Origin of the sequence: Calothrix sp. NIES-2098 (assembly GCF_963875125.1) — a bacterium.
In the GTDB taxonomy this organism is placed as follows: Bacteria; Cyanobacteriota; Cyanobacteriia; order Cyanobacteriales; family Nostocaceae; genus Aulosira.
In genome coordinates this window covers 4,279,943-4,299,261 of record NZ_CAWNKJ010000001.1, presented here as the reverse complement: position 1 = coordinate 4,299,261, position 19,319 = coordinate 4,279,943, and the positions used below count along the sequence as shown (strand labels likewise).

At 37.9% G+C, this 19,319-nt stretch carries 23 protein-coding genes and 1 pseudogene; 20 read left to right on the top strand and 4 right to left on the bottom strand.

The window, feature by feature from the left end; all coding sequences use genetic code 11:
- Positions 1-22 precede the first annotated feature (22 nt).
- Together AACU33_RS18035 and AACU33_RS18030 are read left to right on the top strand one after the other, a co-directional pair.
- On the top strand, positions 23-781 hold the full coding sequence (locus tag AACU33_RS18035; RefSeq protein WP_096589974.1) for a hypothetical protein: 759 nt from the start codon (positions 23-25) through the stop codon (positions 779-781).
- 8 nt (positions 782-789) lie between these two features.
- Positions 790-1,707: a hypothetical protein gene (locus AACU33_RS18030; protein ID WP_096589973.1), complete on the top strand. Its 918-nt coding sequence runs from the start codon at positions 790-792 to the stop codon at positions 1,705-1,707.
- Positions 1,708-1,950: 243 nt separating this feature from the next.
- Here AACU33_RS18030 and AACU33_RS18025 read toward each other — a convergent pair whose 3' ends face one another.
- The gene (locus AACU33_RS18025; RefSeq protein ID WP_339376114.1) at positions 1,951-2,313 is read right to left on the bottom strand and encodes a hypothetical protein; all 363 of its coding nucleotides are present in this window, start codon (positions 2,311-2,313) and stop codon (positions 1,951-1,953) included.
- Positions 2,314-2,456: 143 nt separating this feature from the next.
- Between AACU33_RS18025 and AACU33_RS18020 the strand changes: the two genes are divergently transcribed.
- Positions 2,457-3,245 (top strand): DUF559 domain-containing protein, encoded by a 789-nt coding sequence (locus tag AACU33_RS18020; RefSeq protein ID WP_096589972.1) that lies wholly within the window; start codon positions 2,457-2,459, stop codon positions 3,243-3,245.
- Positions 3,246-3,335: 90 nt separating this feature from the next.
- Here the strand turns inward: AACU33_RS18020 and AACU33_RS18015 are convergent, their stop codons facing one another.
- The gene (locus AACU33_RS18015; RefSeq protein ID WP_096589971.1) at positions 3,336-3,713 is read right to left on the bottom strand and encodes a hypothetical protein; all 378 of its coding nucleotides are present in this window, start codon (positions 3,711-3,713) and stop codon (positions 3,336-3,338) included.
- 684 nt (positions 3,714-4,397) lie between these two features.
- Between AACU33_RS18015 and AACU33_RS18010 the strand changes: the two genes are divergently transcribed.
- On the top strand, positions 4,398-5,009 hold the full coding sequence (locus AACU33_RS18010; protein WP_096589970.1) for a DUF4760 domain-containing protein: 612 nt from the start codon (positions 4,398-4,400) through the stop codon (positions 5,007-5,009).
- A 319-nt stretch (positions 5,010-5,328) separates the two neighbouring features.
- On the opposite strand, the pseudogene AACU33_RS18005 reads toward AACU33_RS18010, so the two are convergent.
- A pseudogene (locus AACU33_RS18005) lies at positions 5,329-5,985 on the bottom strand (magnesium chelatase domain-containing protein); the annotation flags it as partial.
- A gap of 55 nt (positions 5,986-6,040) precedes the next feature.
- Between AACU33_RS18005 and AACU33_RS18000 the strand changes: the two are divergent.
- The 16 genes from AACU33_RS18000 (at position 6,041) to AACU33_RS17925 (ending at position 17,890) form a co-directional block, all read left to right on the top strand.
- Positions 6,041-6,391 carry a histidine triad nucleotide-binding protein gene (locus tag AACU33_RS18000; protein ID WP_096589969.1) on the top strand — a complete coding sequence of 117 codons (351 nt, stop codon included), beginning with the start codon at positions 6,041-6,043 and terminating at the stop codon, positions 6,389-6,391.
- Positions 6,392-6,652: 261 nt separating this feature from the next.
- Positions 6,653-6,928, top strand: a complete 276-nt coding sequence (locus AACU33_RS17995; RefSeq protein WP_096589968.1) for a DUF6888 family protein — start codon at positions 6,653-6,655, stop codon at positions 6,926-6,928.
- On the top strand, positions 6,918-7,151 hold the full coding sequence (locus AACU33_RS17990; RefSeq protein WP_339376113.1) for a DUF6887 family protein: 234 nt from the start codon (positions 6,918-6,920) through the stop codon (positions 7,149-7,151). The genes AACU33_RS17995 and AACU33_RS17990 overlap by 11 nt, the downstream gene beginning before the upstream one ends.
- A gap of 156 nt (positions 7,152-7,307) precedes the next feature.
- Positions 7,308-10,523, top strand: coding sequence for an NACHT domain-containing protein (locus AACU33_RS17985; protein WP_096589967.1), 3,216 nt, complete (start codon positions 7,308-7,310; stop codon positions 10,521-10,523).
- Positions 10,524-10,568: 45 nt separating this feature from the next.
- Positions 10,569-10,823, top strand: a complete 255-nt coding sequence (locus AACU33_RS17980) for a hypothetical protein (protein WP_096589966.1) — start codon at positions 10,569-10,571, stop codon at positions 10,821-10,823.
- Positions 10,824-10,832: 9 nt separating this feature from the next.
- A complete protein-coding gene (locus AACU33_RS17975) occupies positions 10,833-11,273 on the top strand; it encodes an HNH endonuclease (RefSeq protein WP_096589965.1) in 441 nt (146 codons plus the stop codon).
- 90 nt (positions 11,274-11,363) lie between these two features.
- On the top strand, positions 11,364-11,840 hold the full coding sequence (locus tag AACU33_RS17970; protein ID WP_096589964.1) for a hypothetical protein: 477 nt from the start codon (positions 11,364-11,366) through the stop codon (positions 11,838-11,840).
- 934 nt (positions 11,841-12,774) lie between these two features.
- Positions 12,775-13,527: a serine O-acetyltransferase gene (cysE, locus tag AACU33_RS17965; RefSeq protein ID WP_096589962.1), complete on the top strand. Its 753-nt coding sequence runs from the start codon at positions 12,775-12,777 to the stop codon at positions 13,525-13,527.
- Positions 13,528-13,557: 30 nt separating this feature from the next.
- Complete coding sequence (locus tag AACU33_RS17960; protein WP_096589961.1) at positions 13,558-13,815, top strand: Asr1405/Asl0597 family protein; 258 nt, start codon at positions 13,558-13,560, stop codon at positions 13,813-13,815.
- Positions 13,816-14,257: 442 nt separating this feature from the next.
- Positions 14,258-14,455: a DUF2949 domain-containing protein gene (locus AACU33_RS17955; RefSeq protein ID WP_086757401.1), complete on the top strand. Its 198-nt coding sequence runs from the start codon at positions 14,258-14,260 to the stop codon at positions 14,453-14,455.
- Between the two features lie 291 nt (positions 14,456-14,746).
- Positions 14,747-15,880, top strand: coding sequence for a homocitrate synthase (gene nifV, locus AACU33_RS17950; RefSeq protein ID WP_096589960.1), 1,134 nt, complete (start codon positions 14,747-14,749; stop codon positions 15,878-15,880).
- Positions 15,867-16,154 (top strand): nitrogen fixation protein NifZ, encoded by a 288-nt coding sequence (locus AACU33_RS17945; RefSeq protein WP_096589959.1) that lies wholly within the window; start codon positions 15,867-15,869, stop codon positions 16,152-16,154. The genes nifV and AACU33_RS17945 overlap by 14 nt, the downstream gene beginning before the upstream one ends.
- Complete coding sequence (gene nifT / locus AACU33_RS17940; protein ID WP_096589958.1) at positions 16,129-16,332, top strand: putative nitrogen fixation protein NifT; 204 nt, start codon at positions 16,129-16,131, stop codon at positions 16,330-16,332. The genes AACU33_RS17945 and nifT overlap by 26 nt, the downstream gene beginning before the upstream one ends.
- Before the next feature lie 322 nt (positions 16,333-16,654).
- On the top strand, positions 16,655-17,191 hold the full coding sequence (locus AACU33_RS17935; protein ID WP_096589957.1) for a (2Fe-2S) ferredoxin domain-containing protein: 537 nt from the start codon (positions 16,655-16,657) through the stop codon (positions 17,189-17,191).
- 256 nt (positions 17,192-17,447) lie between these two features.
- Positions 17,448-17,696 (top strand): hypothetical protein, encoded by a 249-nt coding sequence (locus tag AACU33_RS17930; protein WP_096589956.1) that lies wholly within the window; start codon positions 17,448-17,450, stop codon positions 17,694-17,696.
- A complete protein-coding gene (locus AACU33_RS17925) occupies positions 17,693-17,890 on the top strand; it encodes a type II toxin-antitoxin system RelE family toxin (RefSeq protein WP_339376112.1) in 198 nt (65 codons plus the stop codon). The genes AACU33_RS17930 and AACU33_RS17925 overlap by 4 nt, the downstream gene beginning before the upstream one ends.
- A gap of 244 nt (positions 17,891-18,134) precedes the next feature.
- Here AACU33_RS17925 and AACU33_RS17920 read toward each other — a convergent pair whose 3' ends face one another.
- A complete protein-coding gene (locus AACU33_RS17920) occupies positions 18,135-19,232 on the bottom strand; it encodes a HEAT repeat domain-containing protein (RefSeq protein WP_096589955.1) in 1,098 nt (365 codons plus the stop codon).
- Between the last annotated feature and the right edge of the window lie 87 nt (positions 19,233-19,319).

Here is a 19,319-nt window from a genome sequence, read left to right as displayed (position 1 = left end):
TAGGACTTACGCTTTACCTAATATGACAGTAGCTGAAGATAGGAATATTAACAATATATCAACAACAAATGCTTCGGTTTTTTATTTGGTTAATCAATTTCAAGCCAGTACCTCTGCCGTAGAATTATTGCTAAATAACACGAAAAACAGAGGTAATCCGAATGAAGTGATAGCCATACTAGATTACATGAAACACAATTTTATTGGTACAGGAGGCTATTTATCAATAAATAGTATTTGCTCTTCAGCAATAACTATAAATGCCTCATGGGTTTTTAATATTGAACATCAAAATAAAAAACCAACAAGTAAATTCGTAGAAACTAAAAATGAATCTATCTATGACATAGGAGAACTTCTATCTGTTATTCGCTCATCTCTGTCATTAAATATGAAAGAGATGTCCCAAGTTATTCAAGTAGAAAGACAAACTGTTTATTCATGGCTGGGAGGTACTTCTGAGCCTAATTCTTCTAATAGAAAGCGTATAAACCAGATATTTCAGATAGCACAACGTTGGAAGACATTATCTTCTAAACCTATAGGCGGACTTGTACGTCAATCATATAAGGATGGAAAAAATCTTGTCACTATGCTTTCTGAAGAGAATATAAGCAGAGAAGATGTGTTTGCGTTTCTTGAAGAAATTTCAAAAACAGCCTTGTTAGAAAGCTCTAATAAAACAAGTATTCGTGAATTAGCATCTATAAAAGGCTTAAAAATTCAGGAAAGCACTGAAACAATTGATTGGTTAACAGGTAAGCGCATTGATTTAGAATAACAAGTTCAATGAACCCTTTACTAGAAAAAATTTCACAGTTAAACCCATTCTCAAAAATTATATTTGGAGCTAAAAGCAAAAAAGAACAGATATCTAATTCTGTTATCACAGATGCTTCATCTATTTCTGGTCTAGGATGGCGACAAGGCTGTGTTTTACCAATAGAAATGGTAAGAAATTTGGGAAAAATTTTTGAAAAAGAATTTGATATATACCCGAATGATTCAGATTTAATATTTTCAGTTAGCCACGATTGCGATATAACCAATAGCTCGTTTGAAGCAGAGCCTAAAGTTGAGTTAATGCTTGCTCGTGCCATTTCTGGAGAAAACAAAGATGATTCTTTATTCTGGGGGAGAAATCCACGTAAATTTCAATTTATAAACTCATCAAACCAATTGTACGAAATTTCTATCCATGACAGGACTCGCATAGATCGTAAACACTTATTAGATATTTATCCTGACCAGGAAAGAATGTTGCCTGGAGATGTAATTAAACAAATATGCTTGTGGCTTTCAAAAAGATACTTTAGGGCAGCATTTCCAGATGAATTTAATTTGAGGATTAAAAAAATCCAAAATTCTATACGAGATAAAATTAAGAAAAAAAGCCAAAATATAACTGCTGTGTATATTCAGGTGAGTGATAATGAGTTGCCATCTGACCAAAAATATCAAATAATAATTACAGCTACCATGCACAGCACAACATATGAAAATACTGATTTACGTGAAGAAGCTCAAAAGACGATAGATTATTTAGCTAGCAGATTGGATAGTTGTGCAGGAATAGAAGTTTTAGATAGTTTAGTTGTATCTGAAGCAGGAATTTCAATTGATGATTTACGTATTCTTAAAAGATGGGATTATGATTATTTGAGTTTTGGTGCAGACACACCCGACGAAATATCACCTTTTTTATAATTTTATAATATTGAAAAAGCAGCTTAAAACCGATTTAATAATAACTGAATATTTTGTAATTAAACATAAAAAACTAATTAGATTGCTTATTCTAATTAGTCTTTGATATTGTTAATAGCTTCTTTATTATAATTCTTGTTTCACAAAACAATTATATGTTTAGATGAGGCTCCTATATACTATATCTGTCAAGCAACAGATATTCTTATCGATATTTACTAAAGCAATGACCTGCTACTATTATCAACCTTCCTCAACTTCTAACTGATAGATCCGCAGACACGGATGCTCTGCCATCAGTCGCCAGTAACAATGCTCTGGAGCTACCGAAAGTTTTTCACCACATTGATACAAAAATACTGGCTCATCTTTTAACAACCCCGTTTTTGCTACTTCTACCCAATCTTGCCCTGAATCCCAGATTAGATGAGATTGTCCAAAGTATTCGGCATTTAGCAAACTAGCAAACAGCCACTCTACAATTTGCTGAATCTGCATCGGATCTACATTGCAATCTGTCTGACCATAACTCTCAATCTTTGGCTGCCTAGATTTTGGCTTTAGAAAGCCTAACAGCAAAGATTGAATTTTAAGGAGTTGCTTCATTTATCTCAAACCTACTATAGGGGCTAACTATTTATTGGCAGTCATCCCATAGCTATCTCCTTTGAGCTATATAGCGAGTGTTGCTTTAAAGGAAATTCAGGGAATTATACAAATATAAACCAGTAAATAAAAAAATATAGATAATGGTTTTCCAAGGGGTAGAGCGTAAAGTCAAGGGTGGTTCTATTGTTTCCGTAGGCGGGAAACTCCCCTATTATTTAGAAGTTCAGACGAGCAAGTTGTTAGATTTGCTTGTTGCGCTCTCTCGCCAAAATAACGGTCAAGACAAAGCTTTGAGAGACAAAATTAATAGATATTTATACTCAAAAACTGCACCTGGATTTTACTTAGAGTTTAATGAATACTTGCATCTTGCTTATGCAGATCAGCGCAATGGGCATGATACTCAACATTGGTGGCGATTATTTTTTGACAGCCACTACAAGCAGAAAGTAGAAGAGATAACAAGGGGAACGTCTTTAGCTGTGCCTGGGAAAGATGTGCCACATTCTTCTGGAGATGCTGAATCAGGACATGAATATGTTGGTACTCATTCTCATCCACAATGGGAATGGGGTGGAATGTACTTTCGCTCAAAAGCTGAAATTAAGGTTGCAGAGGAATTAGATAGGCACGAGGTATTATTCTTTGCTAATTCTCGTGGGCGGATTGGTCGGCAAGGTTCTCCTGTATCTGACGCAAGTGGTTGGCTGACTGGTCGAGTTGAAACGGATTTCTTAGTGTTTTATAAACGTAAGTGCATGATACTGGAAGTAGATGGTCAGCACCATCAAGAATCTCTGCAAATCACTAGGGATTATGTAAGAGATAGGGTATTTCTGCGAGAAGGTATAGCTACAGTCAGGTTTGCTGCTAAAGAATGTTTTGAGCAGACAGCAAATGTTATAGTTGAGTTCTTAAATATGTTTTAAATAACATTTAATTACAACTAATTTTAGCTGAAGCTTAATCACTTCCATTATCAGTAGTTTTAACAGTTTCAATAATTACTGATAAAATTCTCATTCCCAAAATAAGCAACTTGCTCCATATTGATTTTTCAATTGAGTTTTTAGCTTGTCATGCCCACCATAATAATTTGCATGAGCAACTGTTGCTCTAACATACAAACATTCACTATTTTTATATTTTATAATAACTAATACTCCAACTGGAGTATCTAAATGCTCTGCTCTTTCAATAGTTCTTGTATCGGTTGAATTGGTTGCAGATGGGCTAGACTCATCTGTAGTTTTAGAGTCTGGTTTGGCAAATTTAACCTGTAACCAATCTTGCATATTTTGCCACCATACTGGTCGTGGCTCACGACTATCTATATACGCTGCTGCAACAGTAATAGCTAACAAAGTCAAAATAAAAACATTCTTAAATGCTGGCAAGGTTTTCTCCTCTCAAAATCTCGTGTAGATATACCTAAGAAATGGCTTGTAACCCTTAGTTATTAGTATTCCCAAAAAAGAAAATACAATATACACAGGAAGAGATGAGTTATTCTATCCAGGGAGGTAATCAATTACTGCTATCAATCCCTTAGAATAAAGTTTCCAAAATCTAGAAGATATTATCGAAGTTAAGCCTGCTTAAGTGATAGAATTTGGCTTAAATTTGGGTAAGGTGAATGCGAGCATTGTCACAGGATGAAGTGAGACAAGTGTTAAATATTAAATTTTGATACAAATTTTCAAGTCGTACAAAATCTAACCATTAGCTGATGTTATTAGATTATAGATTTATGAGGATAATAACATGAGGTAGTGAATTGTAGTATATGTAACATAAAGCGATTTTTAAATTATGTTACAATAAATTTACAAACTAAGTCTATCGAAACAAAGATGGGAGCAAAAAATTTCCTATCTTGACTGTTTGTTGTTGTATTTTTTTAAAGGAGTAGAAAATGCTAACATTCGCTGGTGATCCCGGTTTCTAAGTCTAGATTAGTTTAGTATTTATGAACCTGACTAAAACCAAGAAAAAAGTTGATTAAGCAACCAACTTGGATAGTCAGGTTTGTTTATTTTGAGTTAAGATGATTTTTTACTTTAAAATCTAATAAAAAATAAATGGCAAACCGAAAAAAGAAACCTGGCGAAATTTTAGGATTTGATCTGATTGTTTCCATAACGGTTGGTAGTGCAGCACTGTTTTTCTCTGCATTGACTATAATTTTATTCATTTTTAATAAAAATATTGACAGAGAAATTCTTAAGTTTATTGTTACTACAGTTGGGGTTAGTGGAGGTATTACTAGTGCCTTTTATGTAGGTGAAAGTTTTCGAGAAAATATTAAATACAAAAAAGAAGATAGGGCAATGATGTACATTTCGGCTTGGACTAGTCCTCAATTTGCCGAGATTAGAAAATCGCTTCGTAAAGTGAGAGATTTAATTAAAACAATACCTGAAGATAATCAATCAGGAGTGATTAATCAAGAGTTACAGAAAGACCCCGACTTGGGAGAAGATATAGTTACTATTCTTAATTTTCTAGAAGAAATAGCAGTTTGTGTAAAAAACGATTTAATTGATGAAGCTATTATATACGACTATTTTCAGATTATTGTTAAAAGAGTGTGCAGAGTTTTTAAAATATGGGTTGAAGAGCAACGTCTTCAAAGAGGAAATAAGTTATATATCTGTTTATTTGAATTAAATGATAGATGGGAACCTAAATAATATTGTGAGCGATACAATTATGCTTTTAGTATAAACAAGAGCTTATTAAAAATTTTATTACTTTAGAGTGAAAAATTTTATGCATCTCAAGAAAGACAATGAAATATACTTCCACAAACTTTCACAAAAAAGAATTCTCATTTATTTTTTCTAAAAATCTGTATTCTATAACATTCAGCAACTAGCTTGATTGCAAACATATAGTTAAGAAATCTTTAATCAACTCTCTATTTGCACAACTACAGCTTTGTTGATATATAAACAATGTAAAAGTATCTCAATGAGTAGACTTTAAGAGTTTAGCTATAGATAAAGTGGTATTGTGTCCGCCAGCCGCCGCAATTTCCAAAGCACGACGGGCATGAGCTTGTCCTTTAACATCCTTTAAATCTATACTGCGAGAATGGATAGAAGTACCATGATTAGCCTGTACAGTTTCATGTAGTTGCACTGGTTTGTGGCGTAAGGGATTATTTAATAAATCAACCACCTCAGGTAAATTTTTACAGCCGTAAACAGTTAACCCTTCTACCACTGCTGCTTCTTGAGCATTATCAAATGGGACAACCAAACCGGCAATGCCCATGTTTTTAGCTGTAGCAGCAATGGGTAGCACACCCGCCACCGGACGCAGACTCCCATCCAAGGAAACCTCACCCAAGAATAAATAATCGCCTAACAAATCGGCGTTAATTTGCTCAGAAGCCGCCAGAATACCGACGCTGATAGGCAAATCAAAACTAGGGCCTTCCTTGCGTAAATCAGCCGGAGTTAAGTTAATTACAATCTTGCGCATCGGAAAGGCAAAACCAGCGTTCTTTAACGTCGCTTTCACCCGTTCCTTTGATTCCTGAACTGCTGAATCTGGTAGTCCCAAGACAACAATTCCTGGCAAGCCTCCGGATACATCGACCTCCACACCTACTTTTATGGCATCGATGCCGACAATTGATGCACTCCAGACTCTAGCAAGCATTTCTTTTATCAGAGTAAACCTTTAAAATCTCTAGCAGATGAGTAATTAAATTGACATGAGTGAAACCACAGAGACAATTTTCAGCAAAATCATTAGTCGGAAAATTCCCGCCGACATTGTTTATGAGGACGATCTGGCTTTAGCTTTCAACGACATCCAACCCCAAGCCCCAGTTCACATTCTCGTGATTCCCAAAAAGCCGATTCCCAAACTAGCTGATGCGGAATCTCAAGATCATGCGCTGTTAGGACATATGATGTTAACTGCCAAGCGTGTTGCCGAACAAGCTGGACTAGAAAACGGTTATCGGCTGGTAATTAATACTGGCCCCGATGGCGGTCAAACTGTGTATCACTTACATATACATATTTTGGGAGGACGGCAGATGAAATGGCCTCCTGGTTGATTTAATCCTGCGTTGAAATCAATTCCCCGGCTAATAGTTTCGGTCTACTGAAGTAGACTCAACAAAGACTTAAGTCCACTCAAGTGGACTTAGACTATTAGCCGTCAGCACAATAAAATACCCCGACTTACTACAGCATATTTGCATTACGAGAAAGCGATAACTTCGTTAAACTTTGATAACGCGCAAAGAATCCAGCAAGATAGTAATCGTCAGGATAAATATTCCTGTGTTGTTGGTCAATATCTTAATTAATTATGTGTGCGATCGCAGCAATTATTCTGGGGTAAACCGAGATTGTTAAGCACTGTAAGGCTTAATATTATTTACGTCACAATTGAGGAAAAGACAATCAACTCAACAAACGAACAAGCCTTAGCTTGTGTGCGTGTCTGCCAGATGCTGTCTAATGGTTATCGCAACATCCAACTATTCCGTTTTAATGAACTCAAAGGATATATATTCATTTTGGCAGGCGATAATATCCAAATTATGGTATTTCCAAGTGGAGACTGGAGGTTTATCGATGAAACCTAATTTTGCCCAAATGTCCACAAAAGAACTTAGAGCTTATGTGCTTGCGCATCGGGAAGATTTAGAAGCTTTGGATATGTTAGTAAGTCGGCGTACTCCTGACTCAGAAGCAATTATCTATCCGTCAATGTTTACAGGAGATGGTCAACCAATAGAAGAGAATATTCGCATAACTCAGGAAGCGATCGCTCAAAGAATCCAGCAAGAGAATAATCATCAAGATTAACTGATTACCTGTGCGCTCGTTGTTACTAGTTGATGTGTAACTTGAACCGTAGATGAATACAGATAAAGGTTATTTCTGTAATTAATCTGAAGTTTGGAATCATCACTCCAGCTAGTGTATATACTCGTAATCAAAATATAAACAGATACGAGTATTATGATAGACTGGTTGGCTATTTGGGGTGTGACTCAGGCTACCGCATTTATTTTTAAGCCTATTTTGGAAGATTTAGCGAAGGATGCTGCTAAAGATTGGGCTAAGGATTTATTAAAAGGTATTCCTAAAAAGATTGTAGACAAACTCAAAAAAGAAGATATTGAAATTGCTGCTGGCAAGGCGTTAAAAGAATTTTTGCAACTGATGCAACAGCAGTTAAAAGTGCGGTGCAAACTTTCTGAGGAAGAAATCAAGGATTACACCAAAGATATCAAGAAGTTTATTAGCGATCAGTCTGTAAAGGAAATTCTTGGTCAGGCTTTTGATAGTAGCTGTGAGGATTTAAACTCTAAAATTTTAGAAGATAGTTGGAAAAGGCTGCAACTGAAAACTCTGCCACCTAAGTTTAACTGGCAATCAATTACAGATCAGTATTTTATAAAAGTCCAAGAACTGCTTGAAGAGTCCAAAGAATTACACCATATCTTAGAATTACAAAAATTATCTAGTATTAAAAGAAATACAGGAGAGATTGCTGGTGTAGTTCCAGATTTTAATTTAATAAAATATCAAGAAGGAATTCTAGAACGCTATGACAATGTGAAATTAGATAGTTTAGATACTAGCGGCTATGCCTATAACGAACTCAAATTATGGCGGATTTTTACTGCTCAAAATGTCCGGGAAGCTCATCAAGTCTTACCACAAGTTCACGAACTGCCGAAAGAACATCTACGCAGATTGAGAGAAAGCGACCAAGTAGAAGCAGAAATTGAATTAGCAGAATTAGAACGCCACAAACGAGTTTATTTTGAACAGCCGATACGTTCGGTGTTAGATGTTGTCAATAAAAAACAAGATTATAAATATATCGTGATTTTGGGCGATCCTGGTTCGGGGAAGTCTACATTGTTGCAATTTCTGGCTTTGAATTGGGCTAAATCACCACTGGATAATGTTATCTCATTACCAATTCCCTTGCTAATTGAGTTACGCACTTATATGCGACGACGGGAAGATAAAGAGTGCAAGAATTTTCTTGAATTTTTTCATCAATGTAGTGGTGCAATTGCTCATCTCAATCAACTGGAACTAGATAAACAGTTAAAAGCTGGTAACGCATTGGTGATGTTTGATGGTTTAGATGAAGTCTTTGACCCTGGTAAGCGAGAAGATGTAATTACTGATATTCATCGCTTTACTAATGACTATCCCAACGTGCAGGTAATTGTCACTTCTCGGATTATTGGCTATAAACCGCAACGATTGCTTAATGCTGAGTTTCGCCACTTTATATTACAAGATTTAGACTCAGAACAAATTCAGGATTTTATCAACCGTTGGCATGAGTTAACTTTTACCGATGCAGTAGATAAAGTCAGAAAACGGGAACGACTACAAAGAGGCATTGAAGCTTCAAAATCTATTGCAGAATTGGCGGGAAATCCTCTGCTGTTGACGATGATGGCAATTCTGAATCGAAATCAAGAGCTACCAAGAGATAGAGCTACACTTTACGATCAAGCTTCGCGGGTACTGCTACATCAATGGGATGTGGAACGCGCTTTGATAGAAGATAAGAGGTTAGATCCCAAGACGATTGATTATAAAGATAAACAAGCGATGCTGCGTCAGGTTGCTTATCACATGCAAACTGGCGATAAAGGTTTGGCTGGTAATTTGATTAATGAAAATAATTTAGTCAAAGTTCTAACTGATTATCTCAAAACCATAGAATTTGATAAACCCAGAGAAGTTGCGCGGGTGATGATTAATCAACTGCGGACTCGCAACTTTATGTTATGTTTCCTGGGTGCGGATTATTATGCTTTTGTGCATCGGACATTTTTAGAATATTTCTGTGCTTGGGAGTTTGTCTGGCAGTTTAAAGAAACGCAAACACTGAGTATTGAACAACTGAAGAATGAAGTTTTTGGCAAACACTGGCAGGATGAAAGTTGGCATGAAGTATTGCTGCTAATTGCGGGAATGATTGAGCCTAAATTTGTTGGGGAGCTTCTTGATTATTTAATGGCGCAAGATGGCGAAGAGAAAAAGTTTGTCAATCTCTTTTTAGGAGCTAAGTGTCTTGTGGAGGTTAGAAATCGCTCGGTGATTGCGTCAACAGCTAATAAATTACTTGGCAAGCTCAAAGACTTAACTAAATATGACCTCTGGTACTATTATGTCTCCCAGCGCAATAGTGAGCAAACTAAGCTAGTTCAGGAAATTCGCACTCAAGCAGTCACAGCAATTGCAACGACTTGGCAAGAATCTTCCGACACCAAAACCTGGCTCAAAGAACGCGCTACCGAGGATGATGACTACTATGTGCGAGGTGCAGCAGTCGAAGAATTAGCGAAGAACTTCAAAGATGACCCCGGCACCAAAACCTGGCTCAAAGAACGCGCTACCCAGGATGATGGCAACTTTGTGCGACGTGCAGTAGTCCAAGAATTAGCGAAGAACTTCAAAGATGACCCCGACACTAAATCCATCCTCAAAGAACGCGCTACCCAGGATGATGACTACTTTGTGCGATGTGCAGCAGTCGAAGAATTAGCGAAGAACTTCAAAGATGACCCCGACACTAAATCCATCCTCAAAGAACGCGCTACCCAGGATGATGACAACTTTGTCCGACGTGCAGCAGTCGAAGAATTAGCGAAGAACTTCAAAGATGACCCCGATACTAAATCCATCCTCAAAGAACGCGCTACCCAGGATGATGACAACTTTGTGCGACGTGCAGCAGTCCAAGAATTAGCGAAGAACTTCAAAGATGACCCCGACACCAAATCCATCCTCAAAGAACGCGCTACCCAGGATGATGACAACTTTGTGCGAGGTGCAGCAGTCGAAGAATTAGCGAAGAACTTCAAAGATGACCCCGACACCAAATCCATCCTCAAAGAACGCGCTACCCAGGATGATGACAACTTTGTGCGACGTGCAGCAGTCGAAGAATTAGCTAAACACTTTAAATATCAGCTTGAGTTGTTTGAAATTTACTACCAGTGCGCTGTTAATGACCCCTTTAAGGGTAGCCATGCTTCCTATAACCCCAATCCTCGGCGCATTGCACTGGAGATAATTATTAAGCAATTTCCTCAGCATGACCAGACTTTACCACTGTTGCGCGACAAAGCAGAGAATGACCCAGATGAGAAAGTGCGGGAGTTTGCTCAGAAAAAGTTGAAGCAGTGGAAAGTGTGAGGTAAGGAATAACTAAATTACAATTAAATCAAAATAGGTAAACTCATGACTACATCTGTAAATACAACCAAAGTCTACGACGAAATTATAGATTTTATTGCGGCTGGAACCACTCCCCAAAGTGTGGTTAACTTTCAACTTTCAGATTCAGCAAAAGCGCGTTTAGAGGAACTGGTTTACCGACACAAAACGGGAGAACTAACACCGCAGGACAAGAGAGAGTTAGATCATTTCCTGACATTAGAGCATATTATGAGGTTAGCAAAAGCAAAAGCTCATCAGTACCTCAGTGCGGAGTAAATCTTTAAAGTGTCTAGCCCTTACATTAGTGTAGAATTGCGGCGTTTAGTTATCGATCGCTCTGATTCTGTGTGTGAGTATTGCTTATTTCCAGAAACAGACGGCTTAATGTTTCAAGTTGACCATATAATCAGTGTGAAACATGGCGGTTCAACAACAGCAGATAATCTCTGCTATGCCTGTATTTTCTGTAATCTACAAAAAGGTAGCGATCTGGGTTCAATTAATTGGCAAACTGGAGAACTTGTAAGGTTTTTCAACCCACGTCGAGACTTTTGGGGTGAGCATTTTCAACTAAATGAAGCGGTGATTCAACCAATTACAGATATTGGCGAAGTAACAGCACGTATTCTAGATTTTAATAATGATGAAAGGATTATTGAACGTCAAGCGTTGATAGTAGCTGGTCAGTATCCTTCGCCGTCTGCATTAAAACGGATAAATAAGTAAAGTAATTTTGTGCGATCGCATCCTTTACCGGGCATTCTATACTTAGCATCTATCGCTACCTAAACTTAGAATTACCTCAGTAACAATACGATGGCTTATCAAAACATCACTGGCTCCCTTTCACCGCAAGATATCCAAGAAATTAAAGCGGCGCTACAGACTATCCAAAAAAAGCTACCCTTTTTAATCACTCTCAGCAACGAGGAACGACGTAGATTGTTAAAAATGGGTGATAAAAGCTTGGCATTTGTAAATAATAGCGTCACTGCTGCTCAGTCGAACCGGGAAATTCTCCCAGCCAGCTTTGATGTTGAGGAACTTGTTCGGGATTATCAATTAGCTTCCGCACTCACTGAACTTTTAACCTCAATGCGCCAAATTACCGAACAAGTGGATGATACTCTACTGGCAGTAGGTAGTGAAGCGATGAGCAGTAGTTTGACTGTTTATGACTACGTTAAGACAGCTGCGAAAAAGACTCCAGGTTTAAAAACTGTCGCTGAACAATTAGGCGAACGCTTCAAAGCTATCAAAGGTAGATCGACTAAAGTCACATCTAGTTCGTAATTAATCAAACCTCATTAATGAAGCTCAGAAGCTCGTTAATGAGGCTCAGAAGCTCGTTAATGAGGCTCAGAAGCTCGTTAATGAGGCTTAGAAGCTCGTTAATGAAGCTCAGAAGTTCATTAATGAGGCTTAGAAGCTCGTTAATGAGGCTCGGAAGCTCGTTAATGAAGCTCAGAAGTTCATTAATGAGGCTCGGAAGCTCGTTAATGAAGCTCGGAAGCTCGTTAATGAAGCTCGGAAGCTCGTTAATGAGGCTCAGAAGTTCATTAATGAGGCTCAGAAGCTCGTTAAGCAATCAAAGGGTGAGTTGATTGTGGCGATAAGTGCGATCGCGATCGCATTTTATTTAACCAGTGTCATTTTTTTAACGAACCGCCAAGAACGCTAAGTTCGCCAAGAATTATTCACTCAGAATCTCTAACTTTGTTCTCTGCGCTTCTACGTGAAACAAAACCCCTCTATTAACAACCAAATTGATTTGAAAAGTATATATATTTACAGACAGCAAATACTAAAAGAAAATGAAGAAATTAGGTTTTTTCCCTAGCAAAACAATAAAATGAGAAACGTAACTGCATATACAGATATGGCATTTGTCGCCTCATTTACCTCATATTTATAAGCAGTTGAGTACAGCTTAATATATCGCAAAATAAGTTAGATAAAGAGTTGCGAAGTGTTACAGATAGAGGGTTTGATGATGAGTGCAGAAAATCTTAACCCCCTACCTCATAAATACTAGTACCCCTAACATTAAAAACTAGCACCCTGACCCCAAAAGAAATTTTAAATCTCGCTGCAATCGGGGTTACAAAGGTTGAGTACAAGCTTAATCAATACAATAAATACAATAGACATCGGCTAGACTGTCATCTTTGAAGCTGCCTGATATAAGCATAAAAATAACACACGGCTCTTGAACCAGACAGTACCGATGCAACAGTCATTAAATAGTATCAGAAATCCTCAGACTACTATGAAGCCGGATTCTGCAAATACCTCCTTGCTGAAAAATCTACTCTCTGGCAATTTTTTTGAGCCATTATTGAGTGATTTTCGCATCATTTTTGAACGCGATCCGGCGGCGCGTAATTGGCTAGAAGTAGTATTTTGCTACCCAGGATTGCACGCTATATGTTTGCATCGTCTTGCTCATTGGTTGCATCGTCGCCGAGTAGTTTTCATTCCCCGCTTGATTTCTCACATCGGACGGTTTTTCACAGGAATTGAAATTCATCCTGGTGCAGAGATTGGCAAAGGTGTATTTATCGACCACGGTATGGGTGTCGTCATTGGCGAAACTGCGATCGTGGGAGACTACACGCTGATTTATCAAGGTGTTACCCTTGGCGGTACTGGCAAAGAAAGTGGTAAGCGCCATCCTACCTTAGGCAATAACGTTGTGGTAGGTGCAGGTGCAAAGATTTTAGGCAATATTCAAATAAGCGATCGCGTCAGAGTTGGCGCAGGTTCAGTTGTCTTGCGCGATGTTCCCGCCGATTCTACTGTTGTTGGGATTCCCGGTCGAATTATTTCTCGCAAACAAGGCGAACCTCTGGAACACGGTAAACTCCCCGATGTGGAAGCCAGCGTTATGCGTTCTTTGCTTTCTCGCATAGAACAACTCGAACAACAATTGCAAGAGTTAAAAGTCAAGAGTCCAGAGTCAATCACAAATAACAAATGACCAATGACAAGTGACAAAGGACAAACGCTTATGTTACCACCTAGTAGTTCTAACTTTTTAGGCGATCGCGTTTTGCAGATACCTTTAAGCGATCGCTGGCGAATCTATTACCGCTTGCAAGAGTTAATGATTCCCTGTTCCTGTCCGGCGGATGGTTCTTTACGAGTGCAAGTGAATAGTCTGCAAGCCGAGATGCTCGTTCGGAGTACTGTAATGCAATTTCTAGCTTCTCGCCAAGAATTAGTAGATTGGTTAGAACGCTGCTGGCATGATACTGCTGAGTCTTGACCGATTCCATTAATAGTATCTGTCATTGCGACCGGAACGCAGTCAACAGAAGCAGTCTCATTAATTTCCGGTTATGACAATAGACCGTAACTGAGGAGAAATCCCACATCTAAAAGTTGATATTGTCAGCATTTATTGAGAATTTTTGCACATATGCATAATCATCTCTGAAGTTTAGAAGTAGAAGCTACTGTTACCTCGCAAATTTTATTGCAGACTGAGATAACGCCAATTCCCTAAACTTTGGCAACAGATTCAATCTGAAGCCTCTTAATTACGAATTACGAATTGGTATAACGTCTCACTTTGGGTTGAATCCCATCTGCTAAATCTGGAATTTTTCTTGATATATTTTGGCAAATAAAAATGTGAAGTTACAAAAGAAGATCTGTGATTTCAAATTTTTTATTTCCGCCCCCATCCAAAAGTGTAAAAGTCCGATATGTTCATCCGTAACAGCAATATAGAATTACTCAACCTTTTGCATAATGAACTTGAACTTTCCAGCGCCGATATTGCTGTCGCGCTCAAACATCGTGAATTGGACAATGGGCCTTTACCAATGCTGCTTTGGCAGTATGGACTAGTTGATTTAGAGCAGCTTGAACGTATTTTAGATTGGCTAGATGAGCAAATTTAACTATAGGTAAAAAGGCAGAGAGCAGAAGACAGGAGGCACAAGTAAAGTAAAGTTTTCAAGGTAAAAAGAAATTGTAAATGATACCAAATTTTGGTTTTCTGTCATACAGATATCTTGGGTGGAAGTGGATCATAATGAAGAGTCATGAATCATGACTTCTAAGATTCTTAAGCATTTACCATCACCCTTGTAGAAATTATATAGGCATTTACCATTAGTGGCGATTGCAGATAACCAGTTATGCAATCGAGAAACAATATTAAGAATAATACCCATAGTGAGATATTTGAGATGAGTCAAATCCTAATTAATGACACTACATTACGTGATGGCGAACAAGCCGCCGGCGTTGCTTTTAACTTAGAAGAGAAAGTTGCGATCGCTAAGTTTCTAGACGCCATTGGTGTTCCCGAATTAGAAGTCGGTATTCCGGCGATGGGTGAGGAAGAAACACGCGCTATCTCAGCAATTTCTAACTTGGGTTTGCAAGCCAAATTACTCGGCTGGAATCGCGCTGTGATGTCAGATATTAAGGCTTCTATTGTTTGTGGTTTACAGCGAGTACATATCGCCATTCCGGTTTCTGGTATTCAAATCGCCGCCAAATTTCACGGACAGTGGCGGGTAAGTCTGCAAAAACTCAAAGACTGTGTTAGCTTCGCCGTTGATAACGGTCTTTGGGTAGCAGTAGGCGGAGAAGATTCCTCAAGAGCTGATGAAAACTTCCTCTTAGACGTAGCATTGTATGCTCAAGAATGGGGTGCATCGCGGTTTCGCTTTTGCGACACTGTTGGCGTTCTTGACCCTTTTACTACCTACAATAAAGTCAAGCGGCTGGCATCAGCTTTGATGATTCCGCTAGAAATTCACACCCACAATGATTTTGGCTTGGCTACTGCCAATGCTCTTGCTGGTATTAAAGCTGGAGCAACATCAGTTAATACCACAGTTAACGGCTTAGGCGAACGCGCCGGAAACGCAGCTTTAGAAGAAGTTGTCATGGCCATCAAACGCATTTACGGTCACGATTTAGGTATTGACACTCCCCGATTGCTAGAACTATCTCAACTAGTTGCTTCTGCATCAGGTTGCAGTGTTCCACCTTGGAAAGCAATTGTTGGCGAAAATACCTTCGCTCACGAATCTGGAATCCATGCTCACGGCGTGTTGCAAAACCCCGTTACCTACGAACCATTTGCACCGGAAGAAGTAGGTTGGGAACGTCGTTTAGTAGTTGGTAAACATTCTGGTCGTCACTTGGTATCTAGCGTTCTCGAACAATACGGTATCTTTCTCAACTCACAAGAAACCCAGACTGTTTTAGATGCAGTTCGCCAGCAATCAATCCAGAAAAAACGCAACCTGACTACAGAAGAACTTTTGAATTTAGCTAGGGAACAGAGGTATTCTCATGCGACCCGATGAAATGGAACTTGACTCACCACCCGCTTTTGAAATCGGCCAGAAAGTCAGATTGCGTAAGCTAATCAAAAACGATGGTACATTTCCCGGTCAAGACATCGGGGTAGTTTTAGCTAAAAAGGGACAAGTTGGCTACGTTGCGAGTATTGGCACATATTTGCAGAGATCTTATATCTATGCTGTGCATTTCTTAGATACAGGGTTCGTCATTGGTTGTCGCAAAAAAGAACTAGAATCTGTCGAGGAAATTAATGAAAGTAATGCTACGGATGAATGATGCTGGTCATTTGGTTGTCTACGTCGCTAAAAAAGATTTAGAAGAAGTCGTAGTCAAACAAACAGACGGCGCAGAGGGGAAGATTCTCACTTTAGCTAATGGCTGGGAATTAGAATTTCGGGAATTACCAGACCAAAACAGTTTACCTCTAACAGTAGAAGCTAGACGCCTCTCCTAAAATAATCGTGGGGGGAGATAGGGATTGGGGAAGCATCTATCTCTTATATCATGTCCTACTAATTACTCGATCGCTATAGTTATCTAATTTGGTTTGTCATTTGTCATTGGTAACAAGCCAAGAATTAGGTAATGCTATAGTAATTTAACTTTGAGAATCTCATGTATATTTAAATATACATAATTTAGACTAATGCGGCAACGTCAAAAGTTTATATTATTGTTAATTTATTAAACATGATATAGATATTCTCTTGGACATGATATCACCCGTTTAAATTCAGGTTGAACTAAGTTTAATTTTGAATTGTGAGTTGCCGAACATGGGTGAAAAATATCGGACATTATCGGAATTAAACCTTGAGGGTAAATTCCTCGGTTTCGTTGGCGATGAAGGTAAATTTAAATATTTGCGATTAGCAATTCCTGCGGGGAATTTGCAAGTAAAAGTCCCGAAAGAATTACGCGGTTCTTTAGGCTCAACCTTAGTACCAGGAGAACACATTCGCGTTGATGGTATTAGCCAACTCAACCCGCACACAGGTAAAATAAAATTCAAAGCTTTCCGGGTAAAAGCAACTGGAGTTTGCCCAATAGAAAATTTATCACCACAAACCAAAGCAAAAATCATGGTTTGTCAAAAATCTGGTTGCGTCAAGCGGGGTGGTAAAGGTTTATTATCAGAATTAGAAAAAACTTTGTGCGATCGCGGTTTAATCGACAAAGTAACTATTGAACATACAGGCTGTCAAAAACGCTGTAGCAGCGCGCCTAACTGCGTTGTGCGGATTGGTAAAAAGCAATACAAGAAAATGCATCCAGAAGCGATCGCATCTTTGTTGGAAAATCACTTAACTTAAGTCCAATCTTCTTTTTAAATGTATATATTTATTATAAAGGGTAAAACTTTTACCCTTTATTTTTTGTTGGTATTATCACTACTATTGATTGTTTATAGCGGGTATACCCGCTATAATCGAGAAGTATATAGCAGTCATAAATTATTCGGAAATCCTCTTCTATCTAAATTATCCATTGGTAGACACTCTATAAATTTGTCTCCATGCGATAAGATTGCTATAAGAAGATGAAAAATTATAAAAACATTTGAAAACAATGCCAGCTATTGTTAAATTACAACTATCCTTGGAAGTTTTAGCACAAGCGATATCTTCTCTTAATTTAGAAGAGAAACTTCAACTGCAAGAGATAATCGAACAACAAATTTTTGAAGCAGAAGAAGCGCTTTATGAAGACGATATAGAAACACAAGCAGAAATTCAAGCAGTTCGCGATGAGTATGCATTTGGTGAGTACATGGCTATGGATGAGTATATCAAGAATCGATCAGATCAAGCATCATGAGGCTTACTGTTGTTATTTCAAGGTCAGTACAAAAGCAGATTGATGATTTGCCCAATGATGTGAGAGAGCGCGTTGTTGAGAAAATACAAAATCTTGCAGATGAACCGCGTCCTGATGGAGTTGTGAAATTAAAAGGCTCTGATAACGAATATCGTATTCGGATTGGTGATTATAGAGTTCGCTATGAAAATTGATGATGAAAGTCAACTTGTGCGACTTTTGCAGTGCAAGCATCGGAAAGATGTTTATAGAAAATAGCTTGTAAATTTGCGATCGCATATTTGTTGGAAAATCACTTAACTTAATCAAGCAAACATATTTGGTAAGCAAATTGTACAGGTGAAAAGGGTATGTTCCCATTCTGCCTATTTTCCGTATAAAAGTGTAAGATGCAAATAACTCTGCATTCCTGTATTTTTTTAAATACATTTATCTTAATTATTCATAACTTTTCTTTTCCAGTTCTTTGATTGCCCATTTTGCTTCCTCTCGCGCTTCTTGAAGAGCAATTCGCTCAAGCCATGAAGGTGATGGTATAAACAGCGGAAGAATATGTTTATGTTTTTGCAAAAATAGCTGCAACGATTTAATAGCTCTGGGGTCTCCTAATTTTCTAAGTGCTTCTGCTGCTTTATTTGCAATAGAGTATCCACAGTCTTGTATCAGCCGAGATTCTAATGCTCTCATAAGAGGCTCGACTGCTCTCAAATCTCCAATTTCTCCAAGAATCATAGCTGCTCTTATACGAATTAAGCTGTTTTCTTCTTTATTATTTACTTCATATAAAGGTAGATGAAGAGCGTGAATCATTGGCTCTACAAATCTTGGGTCTTTAAAGCGATATAAAATCTCAAATATCTCGTTTTCCAGTAAAGATTTGGGTTGAGATAATGCTTTGAATACTGCCTCTAGTTGTTCAGAAAAATACTTACGTTCAATTTCAGCAACTTGTTTAACGTCTTCTTCTAAATATGAACTAAGATAATTATATTTTGACTGTTCAACAATATAATAAGCATTTGTTTCATAACATTCTGCTACTACCATCATGAAAATTGTAAGATTAGGATATTTAACTTGAGGTAAACTTCCACCTCCTAAATGACAGTGCATTATAGGTGAATCTTGACTAGTCACCGAATCGCCAAAAACAATTAGGTACTCTAAATCATCAGAACCGAAGATTGGAAACCACGGTTTATGGCAGTTCTCTTCCTCTGGTGAAGTATATTTATCTCTAAATTCCTCAATTTCTTTAGAAGATTCTATCGCTTCTTCCAAAGGTAGAAAGTCAAGTCTAGGAATAAAACTGATATCAAAATGTAAATTTTCAATTTTTGAAATATTTGAATAATCTATGCCATTACGCCACTGGTAAAGTTCATAAACTTCTTGTGGTAAGCAAAAAGATAAAGGTTTAATTTGAGATTGAATGTCTTCAATTGTTAATCCTGGTTGAAGAAGTGAAGCTATCTCTGCTCTATGTTGTTGCAGATGCTTAAAGATTCTTTCTAAAGTTTCTGTGAGGACTGACATCAAATTTATTTACTACTAAGTTTTTTGGCTCGTTTTTGTAGACGAGATTTCATGTCATCATCAAGGTGAGATATAGTAATTTTGTTC